A 14349-nucleotide genomic window follows, 5' to 3' on the forward strand; every position below is an offset into this window, starting at 1 on the left:
AGCGGGGGCCCCAGGGGCCACACCCACGCCCAATCCCTCCGGCGGGCCGCGCCTCACGGCGGGGGGGGGTGGTCGCCCGAGGCTTCCGTTCGCGTGCCGGCGGGACCGCCGGCGGGCGCCCATCGTCAGAGACGCCGATGGTCAGGAGACGACGATGGCCAGGAGACGACGATCGTCAGGAGATGACGTCGACCTTCTCGGCCAGCCACTTCCCGTGGACCTTGACCATGGTCATCTTCAGCCGCAGCGACTCGGGGAGCTGCTGCGTCTTGTCGTTCTTGGTGGCCGACGAGCGGTCGGCGTAGACCAGCGCCACGACCCTGTCCGGGGTCGCGCTGATCACGCCCGTCTTCATCACCGTCGTCGTCCCGACGAGCTGCTGCGCGGTCGCCTGCGCCTTGAAGGACGGGATCTGCTTGACGTAGTCGTCGTGCAGCTTGCCCGTCGTCATGGCGGCGGCGGCCTTGGTGTCGGTGTCGATCGTCCGGAAGTCGTAGGACGACAGCTCCTGCGCGGCCTTGGACGCGGCCCACAGGCCGTTCTTGCGGGCGTCGTCCGTGGCGCTCTGCTTCTGCTGCTTGAGGAACAGCAGCGTCGACGCTGTGCCGAGCGCGAGGACCAGGACGACCAGCACGGCGAGCAGCGTGAACCCGCCGGTGCCGAAGCGGCGCCCCGGCTCGTCGTCCTCGTCGTCGTCCTCGTCGTCGTCGGCGGCCTCGGCGTTGGCGGCCTTCTTGAAGCTCAGCTTCCTGCCGCGCTTGGCCTCGGGCGCGTCGTCCTCGTCAGAGTCCTCAGCGTCAGAGTTCTCGTCAGAGTCCTCGTCTTCGGAGTCGGTCTCCGCCTTGGCGTCGTCCTCGGAGTCGTCTTCGGCGTCCTCGGTCTCGGGCTTCGCGCCCGTCTCGACCTCGTCGACGTCGGCGGCGGACGCCTCAGCGGGCGCTGAGCCGTCCGCTGCGGGCTCGTCGTCCTCCGGCGCGGTTTCGGGGGCCTTCTTGGTCCGGCGGGGCTTCACAGCCGTTTTGACGGCGTTCTCCGCCTTCCCGGGGGCCTCGCCGGCGTCCTCGGCCTCGTCCTCCGCGGTCTCGTCGACCTCGTCTGCCTCGTCGACGGCGGCGGCCGCGTCCGCGGCGATCTGCGCCAGCCGCGCGGCCTCGCGGGCGCGCTCGGCGGCCTCCTCGGCGAGCCGCGCCGCCTCCGCGGCCTCCTCGGCCCGCGCGGCCTGCTCGGCGGCCGTGCGGGGACGGCCCTCGCCGCCCTCGTCGCCGCCCTTGCCGGCCGCGCCGCCCTTGCGGGGGCCCTTGCCCTTCTCCGGTGCGGAGCGCTTGCCCCGGCCGAGCATGGTCACGGGACCACCTCCAGATCGGAAACGAGCCAGCGGTCACCGACCCGGCTGAGTTCCATCAGGTACCGGTAGGCGCGCGGGGCACCGTCCTTCACCTTGGGGTTGGTGACGGTCCCGTTGAGGGAGACCATCACCTCGGCGGAGTCGCCGTCCATGGAGACGACCCCGGCCTCGACCTGGCTGACGGTCGACTTCGCCTGCGTCTGGCTCAGCGTGCCGAGCAGCGTCTTGGACTGCGAGGAGAGCTTGTTCTTCAGGTTGCCGGTGGTGCCCGCGACGATCCGGTCGAGGTCCTTCTGCGCGGACGACGCGCTGATCGTCATCAGGTTGACGCCCATCTGGCGGGCCGACTGCGTCGCCTTCGCGCGCTGGTCGGAGGCGTCCTCGCCGTGGTACACGCGGACGGAGTAGACGCCGGTGAAGACGGCGAGGGCGACGGCGAGCACGCCGAGGACGAGCGTGGCGATCTGCGGCGAGAGGCGTCTCATCGGCCCCGCCTCACTGGCTCAGGGGTCCGAGCATGAGCCACTTCCACGAGGAATCTCCCAACTCACGATTGCCGGCGGTCCGTGGCATGACGTACTTCTTGCCGTCCGGGCCGTAGACCGCGCCCGTCGACGGATCGTATCCAGCGAATTCCACTGAATTGGCCGGATACGACAGGTACAGCCGACCATTCGACAGCTCGCCGGTCGGGGCGGCCGCCGCGGCGGCGGCCTTGCCGTTCGCCGAGCCGTCGCCGGAGCTCTTGCCCTTGCCCTTCGCCTCGGACGAGCCCGAGCCGGAACCCGAGTCCGAGCCCGTCCCGTACGCGCCGCCCGCGGGGAACCCCGCGCCGGCGGTGGCGCCCGGGGGCAGCTGCGGGACGGGCGTGAGCGCGTCCTTCGGGAAGTTGCGGGCGCCGCGCACGTCCGTGGACGAGTTGTGCGGGGCCTTGCAGCCGACGTCCAGCGGCGGGTTACGCAGCGAGGTGTCCTGCGGCCAGCGGTGCTTGACGCCCTCGTAGCCCTTGGTGCACGCGGGCGGCGAGCTGATGTTCAGGTCGAGGCCGAGGTGCTGGGTGCCGTCGCCGGGGGTGACGGTGAACGCGCCCGCCACCTCGACCGGGTAGAGGATGAACAGCGACCGCAGGCCGTTCTGCCGCGACGTGATGACCTGCCCAGTGGTGGACAGGTTCGCCAGCAGCGTCGGCAGCGTCGGGGCCAGCTGGTCGATGGCCTTGTGGGTCTGGTCGACGGCGGCCGGGGCGTTGTCGATCGTCTGCCGCAGCGCCGGGTCGTCCTTGCGCAGCGAGGCGGTGAAGTCGTTGAGGTTGCGGGCGAAGCCGCGGATGTTCGCGGCCTCGCTGCGCTGGGTGTCCAGCACCGTCACGCTGTTGTCGAGCAGCTGCTTGGTGTCGGGGTAGGCCTGGTTCGCGGTCTGCAGCAGCCGGTGCGTGTCGTCCAGGATCGACTGCAGGTCCGACGCGGAGCCGTTGAACGCCTTGTCCAGCTCGTCGACGATCGTGCCGAGGTCCTTGGTGTTCACCGACCCGACGAGCTGGTCGACGTTGCGGAGCAGCTCCTCGGTCCGCACCGGCAGCGACGTCATGCTCGCCGGGATCGTGTACGGGCTGCCCTGGTCGAGGTAGGGGCCGGTCTTCTTGGTCGGCTCCAGGTCGATGTACTGCTCGCCGACCGCGGACCGGTTCGCGACGATCGCCTTGGTGCCGTCGCGCGGGATCCGCTTGCCGCGGTCGAGCTGCAGCTTGACCCTGATGCCGTCCTTGGTGAGCGACATCGGGCCGACCCGGCCGACGGGGACGCCGCGGTAGGTGACCTCCGCGTTGGTGAACACGCCGCCGGAGTCGGTGAGGTCGACGAAGGCGGTGTACTGCTTGCCGAGCACCTGCCGTCCGACGCCGATGTAGTTCACCAGCACGATCGTCACGCCGACGACCGTGATCACGGCGAAGGCGATCAGCTGGATGATGACGCCGCGCTTGAGGATCACCAGAGGCCCCCCATCAGGGTCCGCAGACCGTCGTCGCCCGGGGCCGGGGCCAGCGCGCCGGTCTTCGTGCCGGTCTTCGTGCCGGTCTTCTTCGCGCCCTTGGTCGGCGTCGGCGTGGGCGCCGGCGTCGTCGCGCCGGGCAGGCCGGGCAGCCCGCCGGCGCCGCCGCCGGACGACTGCGGCAGCGAGCCGAGCGGCGAGTCGGGAAGGGTCACGTTGGGCACCTGCAGCATGTTGCGCATCTGCTTGCCGCTGCCGATCTGGTTCTCCAGGTCGGTGCCGCCGAGCAGGTTCTGGGCGAGGTCGTTGAAGTCGAGGTCGACGGTGAGCTTCACGTTGCCGTAGTCGCCCTCGATGACGTTGGCGAAGGTCGGCGGGAACGGGAAGGTGATCAGCGACTGCAGCGCGTTCGGCAGGTCGGAGCCGGCCTTGTTCAGGTTGGCGAGGATCTTGTTCAGGTCCTTCAGGTTCGCCACGAAGTTCGCCTGCGACTTGTCGATCACGTCGGTGGTGGTGCGGCTGAGCTTGTTCAGCGCGACCAGCATCTTCGTCAGGTCGGCCCGGTTGCGCTTCAGGATCGTGATGGCCGGGCCGGTCTCGTCGATCGTGTCGCTGATCGTCTTGCGCTCGTCGGAGAGCTTGCCGGTGAGCCGGTCGAGGCTGTCCAGCGCCCGGGTGATCGCGGCGCGGTTGGTGTCCAGCGTCCCGGCGAAGGTGTTGACCTCCTGCAGCACCGCGCGAATCGAGCCCTCGCGGCCGCTCATCGCGGCCTGCAGCTCGTGGCTGATCGTCGCGACCTGCTGGATGCCGCCGCCGTTCAGCAGCAGCGACATCGCCGACAGCACCTCTTCGATCTCGGTGCCCTGGCCGGTGCGCGACAGCGGGATCACGTCGCCGGACCCGAGCCGCCCGGTCGGCGCCTGGTCGGCCGGCGGCGACAGCTGGACGAACTTCTCGCCGAGCAGGCTCGTCTGGCTGATGGTCGCGGTGGCGTTGTCCGGCAGGTTCACGTCGCCGCGGACCTTGACGGTGACGACGGCGTGCCAGCCGGCGCTGCCGCCGGCGAGGTCGACCTTGGTGACCTTGCCGACCGACACGTCGTTGACCTTGACCACCGACTGCGGCACGAGGTCCAGCACGTTCGCGAACTCGATCTTCACGGTGCGGGGGTTCGGGCCGAGGTCGGGGCCGCCGGGCAGCGGCAGCGACGAGACGCCGTTGAACGAGCAGCCCGACAGCGCCGTGACGCCCGCGAGGGCGGCGGCGCCGAGCAGCTTCGTCCGCCGCGGCAGCGCCCGGCCCTTGCCCGCCCTGGCGGACGCGACCGTGCCGGACGCGACCGTGCCGGACGTGGCCTTGCCTGCCGCGGCCATCGTGGCCGTCGCGGCCGTCGCGGCGCGCCTGCGGGGTGTCCTGCTCATCCGGCACCTCCGGGCAGCAGCGAGGTGATGCTCTTCGGGTCGTGCGCGTTCGCCGTGCTCGTCTTCGACGTCTTGGCGTTCTTCGACGTCGTGGTGCTCTTGGACCCGCTCCGGCCGCCGGGACCGTAGGCGTCCGGCGGGATCGGCACCGGGTCGTAGTGCGTCGTCAGCGCCGTGATCCAGGACAGGTCCAGGCTGACCCCGGCCAGCGCCTTGCCGATGCCGTTGTACGGCTTGACGAAGTCGAGGCACTGCTTGGCGGGCGTCCCGACCGAGTACGCCAGCGAGCACACCCAGTCCGCCAGGTTGTTGAACTGGCGGAAGTTGTCGCGGGTGTGGATGGTGCCGCTGATCGGGTCGTAGGCGCGGGCCAGGTTGTTGATGGCGAGCGGGCCGGCGGTCAGCACCTCGGCGAGCGCGTCCTTCTCCTTCACCAGCACGCCGGTGACCTGCGCGAGCTGCCGCACGTTCGACGACAGCTCCGTGCGGTTGTCCTTGATGAACTTCTGCACGTTCCGCAGCGTCGGGGCGAGGGTGTTGAGAGCCGCGCTCAGCTCCTCCTTCTCCCCGTCCAGCTGGCCGGACACCCCGTTCAGATGGGTGCTGAACGACCGGATCTGCTGGTCGTTGGCCTTCATCGTGTCGGTGATGATCCGCAGGTTCCTGATCGTCGTGGCGATGTCGCCGCGGTCGGTGCTGAGCGTGCTCAGCATCTGCGAGGTGTCGGCGATCGTCTGCCGGATGTCGTCACCCTGCCCCTGCAGGTTCGCCGCGCCGACCTGCAGCAGCCGCGACAGCGAGCCCTGCTGCTTGTCGGGGGTGGTGGCGTTCGCGCCCTGCGGGCCGAGGGCCTTGGTGAGGTCGTTCAGGCTGCCGCTGACCTCGTCCACCTCGACCGGCACCTGGGTGCGGCTCGTGGTCAGCGTCGCGCCGTCCGCCAGCACGGGCCCGCCGGTGTAGGCGGGGGTGAGCTGGACGTAGCGGTCGGCGACCAGGGTCTGGTTGACGATGACGGCCTGGGCGTTCGCCGGGACCTTGTACTTGGCGTCCCACTTCAGCTCGACCTTCACCGCGTCGCCGACCGGCTTGACGCTGGTGACCTCCCCGACGGGGATGCCGAGGATGCGGACCTCGGCGCCCTTGTAGAGGCCGACGGTCTTGGTGAAGTACGCCGTCATGTGCCGCTGCTTCGGCTCCTGCAGGAGCAGGACGAGCGCGGCCGCCAGCACCGCGACGGCGAGGATCGCGCCGCCCAGGCGAAGTATCAACGCGGAGTTACGCACTAGGAACCTGCCTGCTCACGGGAGGAACGGCAACGGGTTGTCGCTGTTGTCGCCGGTACCGGTCCGGCCGTTCTGCTTGTTCTGACCGCCGCCCTGGCTCGTGGCGCCCGTCCCGGTGCCCGTGCTCTTCGGGGCGTCCTGGATCGAGGCGGGGATCGGGATGAGGTTCTGGATGTAGGAGTCGAACCAGCGGCCGGTGCCGACGACGTCGGAGAACTGCCGGGCGTACGGCGCGAACAGCTGGATCGTCCGGTCCAGGTTGTCCTGGTTCTTCAGCAAGATCTTGTTGACCTTGGTGAGGTTGTCCAGCATCGGCCTCAGCTGCGCCTGGTTCTCGCTGATCAGCGCGTTCACCTGCTGCGACAGCGAGACGGTGTTGATCAGCAGCTGGTGGATCACCGCGCGCCGGGCCTGCACCGCCTGGAGCACCTTGTCGCCGTCCTGGACCAGCTTGGCGAAGTCCTGGTTGCGGTCGGCGAGCAGCTGCGAGACGTCCTTGGCCTTGCCGGCCAGCTCGTGCAACTGGTCGTCGCGGGAGGCGACGGTGTTCGACAGCCGCCGCAGCCCCTGCAGGGACGCCTTCACCTCCGGTGGGGAGTTCTTGAAGGTGTCCGACAGGGTGTCGAACGACTTGGCGAGCTGCACCGTGTCGATGTCGTTGACCCGCTGGCTCAGCTGGCTGATAGCCGGGACGACCTCGAACGGGGTGTGCGTGTCCTTGAGCGGGATGTTGCGGCCGAGCTTGCCCGTCCCCCGCGGGGTGAGCGCGAGGAAATGCTGGCCGAGCAGCGTCTTGATCTTGATGTCGGCCTGCGTGCGGTCGCCGAGCTTCACGTCCTTGTCCACCCGGAAGGTGACCTTGACGCGGCCGTGGTCGAGGTCGAGGCCGGTGACCTTGCCGACCTTGACGCCGGCGATCCGGACCTCCTCCCCCGACTTCAGCCCGGCGGCCTCCGCGAACGTCGCGGTGTGCGTGGTGCCGCCGTTGACGAACGGGATGTTCCCGATGTTCATCGCCAGCACGAGCGCCAGCACGATCACCGCGAACGCGACGAGGGCGATGGGGACCGGGTTGCGCTCCCGGAACGGGATCCTCATCTACTTGCACCTCGCGTTCTCGTTCACGATCGCCGGCGTCTGGTAGACCGGTCCGCCCGGCAGCCGCACCCGCGCGTCGAGGCCGCAGATGTACATGTTGAACCAGGAGCCGTACTGGGAGATGCTGACCAGCTTCTGCAGCGTCTTCGGCGAGCCCTCCAGGGCCGCGTTCAGCTCGCCGCTGTTGGCGTTGAGGGTGCCGGTGAGCTGCTTCAGCCCGGCGATGTCGCTCTTGATCCCCGGCCGGGACTGCTTCAGCAGGCCCGCGGTGGTCCCGGTCAGCTGGTCGATCGCCGACACCGAGTCGAAGATCGCCTGCCGGTCGCCGGACACCCCGCTGACGAACCCGCGCAGGTCGGTGATCAGCTGCTCGACCTGCTGGTGCCGGTCGTCGATGGTGCCGAGCACGTTGTTCAGGTTGTCGATCACGTCGCCGATCACCTGGTCGCGGTCGGCGAGCGTGTTCGTCAGCGACGCCACGTGCGACAGCAGGCTGTTGACCGTCCCGCCCTCGCCCTGCAGCACCTGGACGATCTGGGTGGCGAGGGTGTTGACGTCCTTCGGCTCCAGCGCCTGGAACAGCGGGTGGAACCCGTTGAACAGCGCGGTCAGGTCGAGCGCCGGCTGGGTCTGCGCGACCGGGATGGTGCCGCCGGACTTCAGGTACGTGTTGGCCTGCCCGGCGCCGTCGCTCAGCGACAGGTACCGCTGCCCCATCAGGTTGCGGTAGCGGATCTGCGCCTGCGTGGACGCCGGCAGCCCCGCCTCGAACACCCCGCTCTTCTGGATGCTGAACGTCACCTGGGCCAGGTTGCCGTGGTACAGCTTGATGCCCTTCACCTGGCCGACCCGGACGCCCGCGACGCGCACGTCGTCGTTGTCGAGCAGCCCGGTCGCGTCGGTGAAGATCGCCTTGTACTCGCGGGACGGCCCGAACCGGGCGTTGGAGATCGTCATCGCCAGCACGCCGGTGGCGAGCGCGGTGAGCACCACGAAGATGCCGAGCTTGACCGCGGCGCTGGTCGTCTTCACTTGATCGTCACCACCGATCCGCGCAGCAGCGGCCCGTACATCAGCGAGGCGACGTCGGAGACCTGGTCGGCGGGGGTCCGCGTCATCGGCCCCACGATGTTCTTGATCTTCTCGTTCTCGCTCATCGAGCCCGGGTCGACGAACACGTCGGAGATGCCGCGGCCGCGCGAGCCGGCGCCGCTACCCCCGTTCGGGTCGTCGGGGTTCTTCCACCACAGGTCGTCCTCGGTGCCGTCCAGCGCCAGGTAGTCCGGCGAGGGCACCTTCGGGTTCGGCAGCCCGTAGCAGCGCGGGTTCCGCTGGTCCTTGGCCTCGGGCAGGTCCAGCGGGTACTTGTAGCCCGGCCGCGGCTTGACGATCTCGACGGTCAGGTTGAAGGTCTTGGACCCGTTGCCGCCCGCGACCCGCTCGGCCTCCGGCCGCAGCTTCACCAGGCCGGCGAACACGCACGGCAGCGACGGCGAGTACCGGGCGATCAGCGACAGCCCGGCGCGGCTCGCGATGTTCACCCCGACGATCTTCGGGGCGTTCTGCGTCATGAACGCGTCGCCGTCCTGCGCGAGCGCGGTCGTCGCCGGGATCAGCTGCTCGATCGTCGCCTTCTTGTCGCTGATCGTCCGGCTGGTGACGTTGATGTTGCGGAGCGTCTGCAGCAGGTCCGGCGCGGCCTGGTCGTAGATGTCGGACACGTCGGCGAGGCCGTGCAGGTCGTGCACCAGCGTCGGCAGCTGCGGGTTGACCTTCTTCAGCAGCGTGTTCGCCTCGTCGATGTCCTGGCCGATCTGGTCGCCGCGGCCCTGCAGCGCCGTCGCCAGCGCGTTCAGGGTGGTGTTCAGCTCCGCGGGCTTCACCGCCTGCAGCAGCGGCAGCAGGTCGTCCAGCACCTTGTTGATCTCGACGGCCTGCTGGGAGCGGTCCTGCTGGATCGTCTGCCCGGCGCGCAGGCCCTGCGGGCCCGCCTGCTGCGGGATCTCCAGGTCGACGTACTTCTCGCCGAACAGCGTCTTCGGCAGCAGCCGCGCCTGCACGTTGTTCGGGATCAGCTTGGCCTTGCCCGGGTCCAGCGCGAGGTCGAGCGTCGCGCCGTTCCCGGTGACGTGCGTGCCGCGCACCTCGCCGACGATGATGCCGCGCACCTTCACGTCCGCGTGCGGCAGCAGCTGCAGACCGGCCCGCTCCGTCGCGACCTTCACGTTCGTCACCGGGGTGAACCACTTGTTGTAGAACGCCACGGTCAGCGCCAGCAGCAGCACGATCACCAGGATCATCGCCAGCCCGAGCACGCGGTAGCGCATGCGTTCGCTCATGGCCGCGTCACCCCGCGATCCGGACGCCGGTGCTGGTGCCCCAGATGGCCATGCCGAGCAGCAGGTCCGCCACGTTGATCACCACGATGCTGGTGCGGACCGCGCGGCCCACCGCGATGCCGACGCCGGCCGGGCCGCCGCTGGCGTTGTAGCCGTAGTAGCAGTGGATCAGCATCACCAGCACCGAGAAGATGATCACCTTGCCGAACGACCAGTAGATGTCGTGCGGCGGCAGGAACAGGTGGAAGTAGTGGTCGTAGGTGCCGGACGACTGGCCGTAGAACATCGTCACGATCACCCGCGTCGCGCCGTAGGAGGCGAGCAGGCCCACCACGTACAGCGGGATCACCGCGACCATCCCCGCGATCATCCGGGTGGTGACCAGGAACGGCATCGACGGGACCGCCATCACCTCGAGCGCGTCGATCTCGTCGGAGATCCGCATCGCGCCGAGCTGCGCGGTGAACCCGCAGCCGACCGTCGCCGACAGCGCGAGCGCCGACACCAGCGGCGCGATCTCGCGGGTGTTGAAGTAGGAGGCGATGAAGCCGGTGAACGCGGCGGTGCCGATCTGGTCGAGGGACTCGTAGCCCTCCAGGCCGACCTGGCTGCCGGTGAAGAACGTCATGAACCCGACGATCACCACCGAGCCGCCGATCACCGCGAGCCCGCCGGTGCCGAGGCTCACCTCGGCCAGCAGCCGCAGCACCTCGGTCCGGTACCGGCGCAGCACCCGGAACGTCCACGCGAACGCGCGGACGTAGAACGACATCTGGTGGCCGAAGTCGTCCAGCCGGTCCAGGGGCGCGCTGATCGCCCGGTTGACGGCCTTGCCCGCCTTGGTAGGGGCCGCCATCACATGCCCTTCGCCGGGACGAACTGGGTGTACAGCGTCGAGATGATGAAGTTCTCGACGAACAGCAGCATGAAGGTGATGACGACGGTCTGGTTGACCGCGTCGCCGACGCCCTTCGGGCCGCCCTTGGCGTTCAGGCCCTTGTAGGCCGCGACGAGCCCGGCGGTGATGCCGAACACGAACGCCTTGATCTCCGCCTGCACCAGGTCGGGCAGCTGCGCGATCGCGTTGAACGAGGCGAGGTAGGCGCCCGGCGTGCCGTCCTGCAGCACGACGTTGAAGAAGTAGCCGCCGAGCAGGCCGACCACCGACACCAGGCCGTTCAGGAACAGCGCGACGAACGCGCACGCGAGGGTGCGCGGCACCACGAGGCGCTGCAGCGGGTTGATCCCGAGCACCTCCATGGCGTCGATCTCCTCGCGGATCTTGCGGGAGCCGATGTCGGCGCACATCGCCGACCCCGCGGCGCCCGCGACCAGCAGCGAGGTGACCAGCGGGCTGGCCTCGCGGACGATCGCGACCACCGCGGTCGCACCGGTGTAGGACTGCGCGCCGAGCTGCCGGATGAGCCCGCCGACCTGCAGCGACAGCACGCCGCCGAACGGGATGGCGACCAGCATCGTGGGGACGACGGTGACGCTGACGATGAACCAGGCCTGCTCGATGAACTCGCGCCACTGGAAGGGCGGGCGGAACAGCTGCCGCGCCGTGTCCAGGCACAGGGCGAAGAACCGGCCGGGCTCCTTGATCGCGACGTTGGCCGCGCCGTCCCCGATCTTGCGGAGCGTGCCGGAGGAGCCTCCGGCCCGCCTGCCCCCTCGCTGGTCCGCGCCGATACCAGGAGTGGACATCAGTACGCCGCACCTCCGGGCGCGCCGGGCGGCGGGTTGCCGGGGAACATGCCGGGCCCGCCCGGGCCGCCGGGCGGCGGGCCCGCGGGCGGCGGTCCGCCCGGGGCCGCCGGGGCGGCGGCCGCGCCGGCGGACATGGACGCCACGTACCGCGGCCACTCCTCCACCCAGTTGCGGCCGAGGTCGTCGATGAACGACCCGGGCGGCGGCGTGACGCCGTGCGCGGCGCACCAGGCGCCGGGGGCGTGCATGCCGGCCCGCAGCATGCCGTTGCTGGGCATCTGCTGCGGCGGGATGGGGGGCAGCTTGCCGGAGTCCAGGCCCATCTTCGACTCGGCCTCGAGCTCGGAGGCGTCCTTCTCCTCCGACATGCCGATCGGGCCGATCTTGCTGGCGTTGAGGAACTGCCGGACGACCGGCTCCTCGCTGGACAGCAGCATCTCCCGCGGCCCGAACATCGCCAGGTGCCGCTGGTACAGCAGGCCGATGTTGTCGGGGATGGTGCGGGCGGTGTTGATGTCGTGGGTGACGATCAGGAACGTCGCGTTGAGCTGCGCGTTCAGGTCGATGAACACCTGGTTCAGGAACGCGGTGCGGACCGGGTCGAGGCCGGAGTCCGGCTCGTCGATCAGCAGGATCTCGGGGTCCAGCACGAGGGCGCGGGCGAGGCCGGCGCGCTTCTTCATACCGCCGGAGATCTCGCCGGGCAGCTTGTACTCGGCGCCGAGGAGGCCGACCATCTCCATCTTCTCGAGGACGATGCGCTTGACCTCGGACTCGGACTTCTTGGTGTGCTCGCGCAGCGGGAAGGCGATGTTGTCGAACAGGTTCATCGACCCGAACAGCGCGCCGTCCTGGAACAGCACGCCGAACAGCTTGCGGGTCTCGTAGAGCTGCGACTCGGGCAGGTAGGGAAGGTCCTTGTCGCCGATCCAGATGTGCCCGCGGTTCGGCTTGAGCAGGCCGACGAGGGACTTCAGGAACACCGACTTGCCGGTACCGGACGGGCCCAGAAGAACGGAGATCTCACCTGCGGGGATGGTCAGCGACACGTCCTGCCAGATCACCTGGCGGCCGAAGGACTTCGTCAGGCCCTCGACTCTGATCTCGACGCCCACTCGTCACCTTTCGTCCAGGCCGGGGGGAATCCCGAACCAATGAGCGAGTAGCACTCTGGCTCTGTCTGCCCGTCACACCTCGTGTCCGCCTCATTGCTACCGTCCGGTAGCCGTGACGGGTGCCACTACCGTAGCGGCCCCCCGTCCAAATGGAAGGGGTTCCACCCCAGATCAGCGGCAAAATCCGACGTCGTAAGACAATCGTTACTTACGGGCCCTATGAGACTAGTGGTCCAAGAACCGGCGCCTCAAGCGGGGGGTGCGGCGGCGCGCTGGAACCGCCGGCCGGGACAGGAGCGGCCGGGTGTGGCCACAGCGCCAGAACGGGACGCTACGCCGACCGCCGACTACCGCACAACCCGCCCCGGCACACGCTTTTCACCAGCTCTTTATCACTCCCCCACAGGAAACCCACCTGGAACGCACCCTCCCTTGCACCTCCACGACAACCCGTCCGCTCCCGGACCCGACGGCATGCCCGTCCACCTGCGCAGGCGCCCGTCCGGGGCGTCCGTCCGGGGCGCCCGTCCGCCTGCACGGGGCGCCCCGGACGAAAAGAGGCGGCCGCCCCACCCGAAGGTGGGACGGCCGCCTCGAAAGAGCAGCGGAGCCGCGCGGGCCCCGGACGCTCCGGAGCGCCTTACTTGACGGTGACCGTCGCGCCGGCCTTCTCCAGGGCCTCCTTGGCCTTGTCGGCCGTCTCCTTGTTGACCTTCTCGAGCAGCGGCTTCGGCGCGCCGTCGACCAGGTCCTTGGCCTCCTTGAGGCCGAGGCTCGTCAGCGTGCGAACCTCCTTGATGACCTGGATCTTCTTGTCGCCGGCACCCTCGAGGATGACGTCGAACTCGTCCTGCGCGGCGGCCTCCTCGCCACCGCCGGCGGCACCGGCGGCGGGGGCGGCGGCCACGGCCGCGACGGGCGCGGCGGCCTTGACGTCGAAGACGTCCTCGAACTGCTTCACGAAGTCGGACAGCTCGAGGAGGGTCATCTCCTTGAACGCGTCGAGCAGCTCGTCGGTGCTGAGCTTCGCCATGATGTTTCCTCCGCTATGGCTTAACGATCTGGGGTCTTACGGGGAACCGCGGGTGCCTACTCGGCGGGTGCCTCGTCGGCGGCCTCGTCGGCCGGCGCGTCGGCGGGGGCCTCGGCGGTCTCGCCGCCGGCCTCGCGCTTGGCGCGCAGCGCCTCGGCGAGCTGGGCCGCCTGCGTCGGCAGGGCGTTGAAGAGCGCGGCCGCGTTGGCCATGGAGCCCTTCATCGCACCGGCCAGCTTGGCCAGCAGGACCTCGCGGGACTCGAGGTCCGCCAGCCGGGTGATCTCCGCGGCGTCCATCGACTTGCCGTCGATGAAGCCGCCCTTGATCACCAGCAGCGGGTTGGCCTTGGCGAAGTCACGCAGGCCCTTGGCGGCCTCGACCACGTCGCCGCGGACGAACGCGATGGCCGACGGGCCTTCGAGCAGCTCGCGGAACTGCTCGTCGACACCGGCCTCGTTCGCGGCGCGCTTGGTCAGCGTGTTCTTCACCACGGCGAACTTCGCGGTCTCGCCGAGGTTGGTGCGCAGCTCCTTCAGCTGCGCCACCGTCAGCCCGCGGTACTCGGTCAGCACGGCGCCGTTGGAGCTCTCGAACTCGTTCTTGAGCTCGGCGATCGCCGCGGCCTTCTCGGCCTTAGCCATGTGGCCTCCTTCCGATTACCTGGGTGGTCACGATCCGCGCCCGGCCCTCGCGGGTCAGGCGCCGATCCACCAAAAAACGCCCCGGCGCAGGTGTGCACGGGGCGTCATGCCAGGCCCGGGAAGGCCAAGCGGAAGGCTCACGTCTCACCTACGCAGGCCGCCCGAACGGATCGGGACCTTCGGCCGTCCCTCGCGGAACGGCGACCGGCGGTCTTCGGCAGACAACAGAGTACGTGCCGGGACGGCGCGAGGCCAAATCGGCGGAGGGGGGGGGGGGGGGGTGCGGACCCTCGACCCCCCCAACATGCTGGACGCCACGCACAGGATCCCGACGAAGGTCCTCACCCAGCAATAGAAGATCTACAAGGGGGT

Annotated in this window: 13 protein-coding genes; all 13 read right to left on the reverse strand. The window is 69.6% G+C overall.

All coding sequences use genetic code 11. From position 1 onward, the window contains the following. Positions 1-175: 175 nt before the first annotated feature. The 13 genes from AB0C78_RS49585 to rplJ all read right to left on the reverse strand — a co-directional run bounded on the left by AB0C78_RS49585 (position 176) and on the right by rplJ (position 13977). A complete protein-coding gene (locus AB0C78_RS49585; protein ID WP_360762459.1) occupies positions 176-1345 on the reverse strand; it encodes a hypothetical protein in 1170 nt (389 codons plus the stop codon). Then, positions 1342-1830 carry a hypothetical protein gene (locus AB0C78_RS49590; protein WP_360762462.1) on the reverse strand — a complete coding sequence of 163 codons (489 nt, stop codon included), beginning with the start codon at positions 1828-1830 and terminating at the stop codon, positions 1342-1344. The genes AB0C78_RS49585 and AB0C78_RS49590 overlap by 4 nt, the downstream gene beginning before the upstream one ends. Before the next feature lie 10 nt (positions 1831-1840). Further along, positions 1841-3334 carry an MlaD family protein gene (locus AB0C78_RS49595; RefSeq protein WP_360762465.1) on the reverse strand — a complete coding sequence of 498 codons (1494 nt, stop codon included), beginning with the start codon at positions 3332-3334 and terminating at the stop codon, positions 1841-1843. Next, entirely contained in the window at positions 3331-4755 is a 1425-nt protein-coding gene (locus AB0C78_RS49600) for an MCE family protein (RefSeq protein WP_360762467.1), read from the reverse strand. The genes AB0C78_RS49595 and AB0C78_RS49600 overlap by 4 nt, the downstream gene beginning before the upstream one ends. Beyond that, a complete protein-coding gene (locus AB0C78_RS49605; RefSeq protein WP_360762469.1) occupies positions 4752-6023 on the reverse strand; it encodes an MCE family protein in 1272 nt (423 codons plus the stop codon). The genes AB0C78_RS49600 and AB0C78_RS49605 overlap by 4 nt, the downstream gene beginning before the upstream one ends. Positions 6024-6053: 30 nt before the next feature. Beyond that, complete coding sequence (locus AB0C78_RS49610) at positions 6054-7136, reverse strand: MCE family protein (RefSeq protein ID WP_360762472.1); 1083 nt, start codon at positions 7134-7136, stop codon at positions 6054-6056. Beyond that, a complete protein-coding gene (locus tag AB0C78_RS49615) occupies positions 7137-8168 on the reverse strand; it encodes an MCE family protein (RefSeq protein ID WP_360762475.1) in 1032 nt (343 codons plus the stop codon). Beyond that, entirely contained in the window at positions 8165-9475 is a 1311-nt protein-coding gene (locus AB0C78_RS49620; protein ID WP_360762477.1) for an MCE family protein, read from the reverse strand. Before AB0C78_RS49620 ends, AB0C78_RS49615 begins: the two co-directional genes overlap by 4 nt. A 7-nt stretch (positions 9476-9482) precedes the next feature. After that, the gene (locus AB0C78_RS49625) at positions 9483-10331 is read right to left on the reverse strand and encodes an ABC transporter permease (protein WP_151543189.1); all 849 of its coding nucleotides are present in this window, start codon (positions 10329-10331) and stop codon (positions 9483-9485) included. After that, a complete protein-coding gene (locus AB0C78_RS49630; protein ID WP_151543210.1) occupies positions 10331-11182 on the reverse strand; it encodes an ABC transporter permease in 852 nt (283 codons plus the stop codon). The genes AB0C78_RS49625 and AB0C78_RS49630 overlap by 1 nt, the downstream gene beginning before the upstream one ends. Next, entirely contained in the window at positions 11182-12300 is a 1119-nt protein-coding gene (locus AB0C78_RS49635) for an ABC transporter ATP-binding protein (RefSeq protein ID WP_360762481.1), read from the reverse strand. Before AB0C78_RS49635 ends, AB0C78_RS49630 begins: the two co-directional genes overlap by 1 nt. A gap of 640 nt (positions 12301-12940) precedes the next feature. Further along, positions 12941-13333: a 50S ribosomal protein L7/L12 gene (gene rplL, locus AB0C78_RS49640; protein WP_151540396.1), complete on the reverse strand. Its 393-nt coding sequence runs from the start codon at positions 13331-13333 to the stop codon at positions 12941-12943. A 56-nt stretch (positions 13334-13389) separates the two neighbouring features. Further along, complete coding sequence (rplJ, locus tag AB0C78_RS49645; protein ID WP_360762484.1) at positions 13390-13977, reverse strand: 50S ribosomal protein L10; 588 nt, start codon at positions 13975-13977, stop codon at positions 13390-13392. Between the last annotated feature and the right edge of the window lie 372 nt (positions 13978-14349).

The sequence above is a fragment of the Actinomadura sp. NPDC048394 genome, assembly GCF_040651755.1.
GTDB lineage: Bacteria > Actinomycetota > Actinomycetes > Streptosporangiales > Streptosporangiaceae > Spirillospora > Spirillospora montaniterrae.

What these genes read in the sequence shown, in the direction of transcription:
- AB0C78_RS49600 (WP_360762467.1), bottom strand. Translation starts at nt 4,755, where the DNA reads ATGAGCAGGACACCCCGCAGGCGCGCCGCGACGGCCGCGACGGCCACG.
- rplL (WP_151540396.1), bottom strand. Translation starts at nt 13,333, where the DNA reads ATGGCGAAGCTCAGCACCGACGAGCTGCTCGACGCGTTCAAGGAGATG.
- AB0C78_RS49610 (WP_360762472.1), bottom strand. Translation starts at nt 7,136, where the DNA reads ATGAGGATCCCGTTCCGGGAGCGCAACCCGGTCCCCATCGCCCTCGTC.
- AB0C78_RS49625 (WP_151543189.1), bottom strand. Translation starts at nt 10,331, where the DNA reads ATGGCGGCCCCTACCAAGGCGGGCAAGGCCGTCAACCGGGCGATCAGC.
- rplJ (WP_360762484.1), bottom strand. Translation starts at nt 13,977, where the DNA reads ATGGCTAAGGCCGAGAAGGCCGCGGCGATCGCCGAGCTCAAGAACGAG.
- AB0C78_RS49630 (WP_151543210.1), bottom strand. Translation starts at nt 11,182, where the DNA reads ATGTCCACTCCTGGTATCGGCGCGGACCAGCGAGGGGGCAGGCGGGCC.
- AB0C78_RS49590 (WP_360762462.1), bottom strand. Translation starts at nt 1,830, where the DNA reads ATGAGACGCCTCTCGCCGCAGATCGCCACGCTCGTCCTCGGCGTGCTC.
- AB0C78_RS49620 (WP_360762477.1), bottom strand. Translation starts at nt 9,475, where the DNA reads ATGAGCGAACGCATGCGCTACCGCGTGCTCGGGCTGGCGATGATCCTG.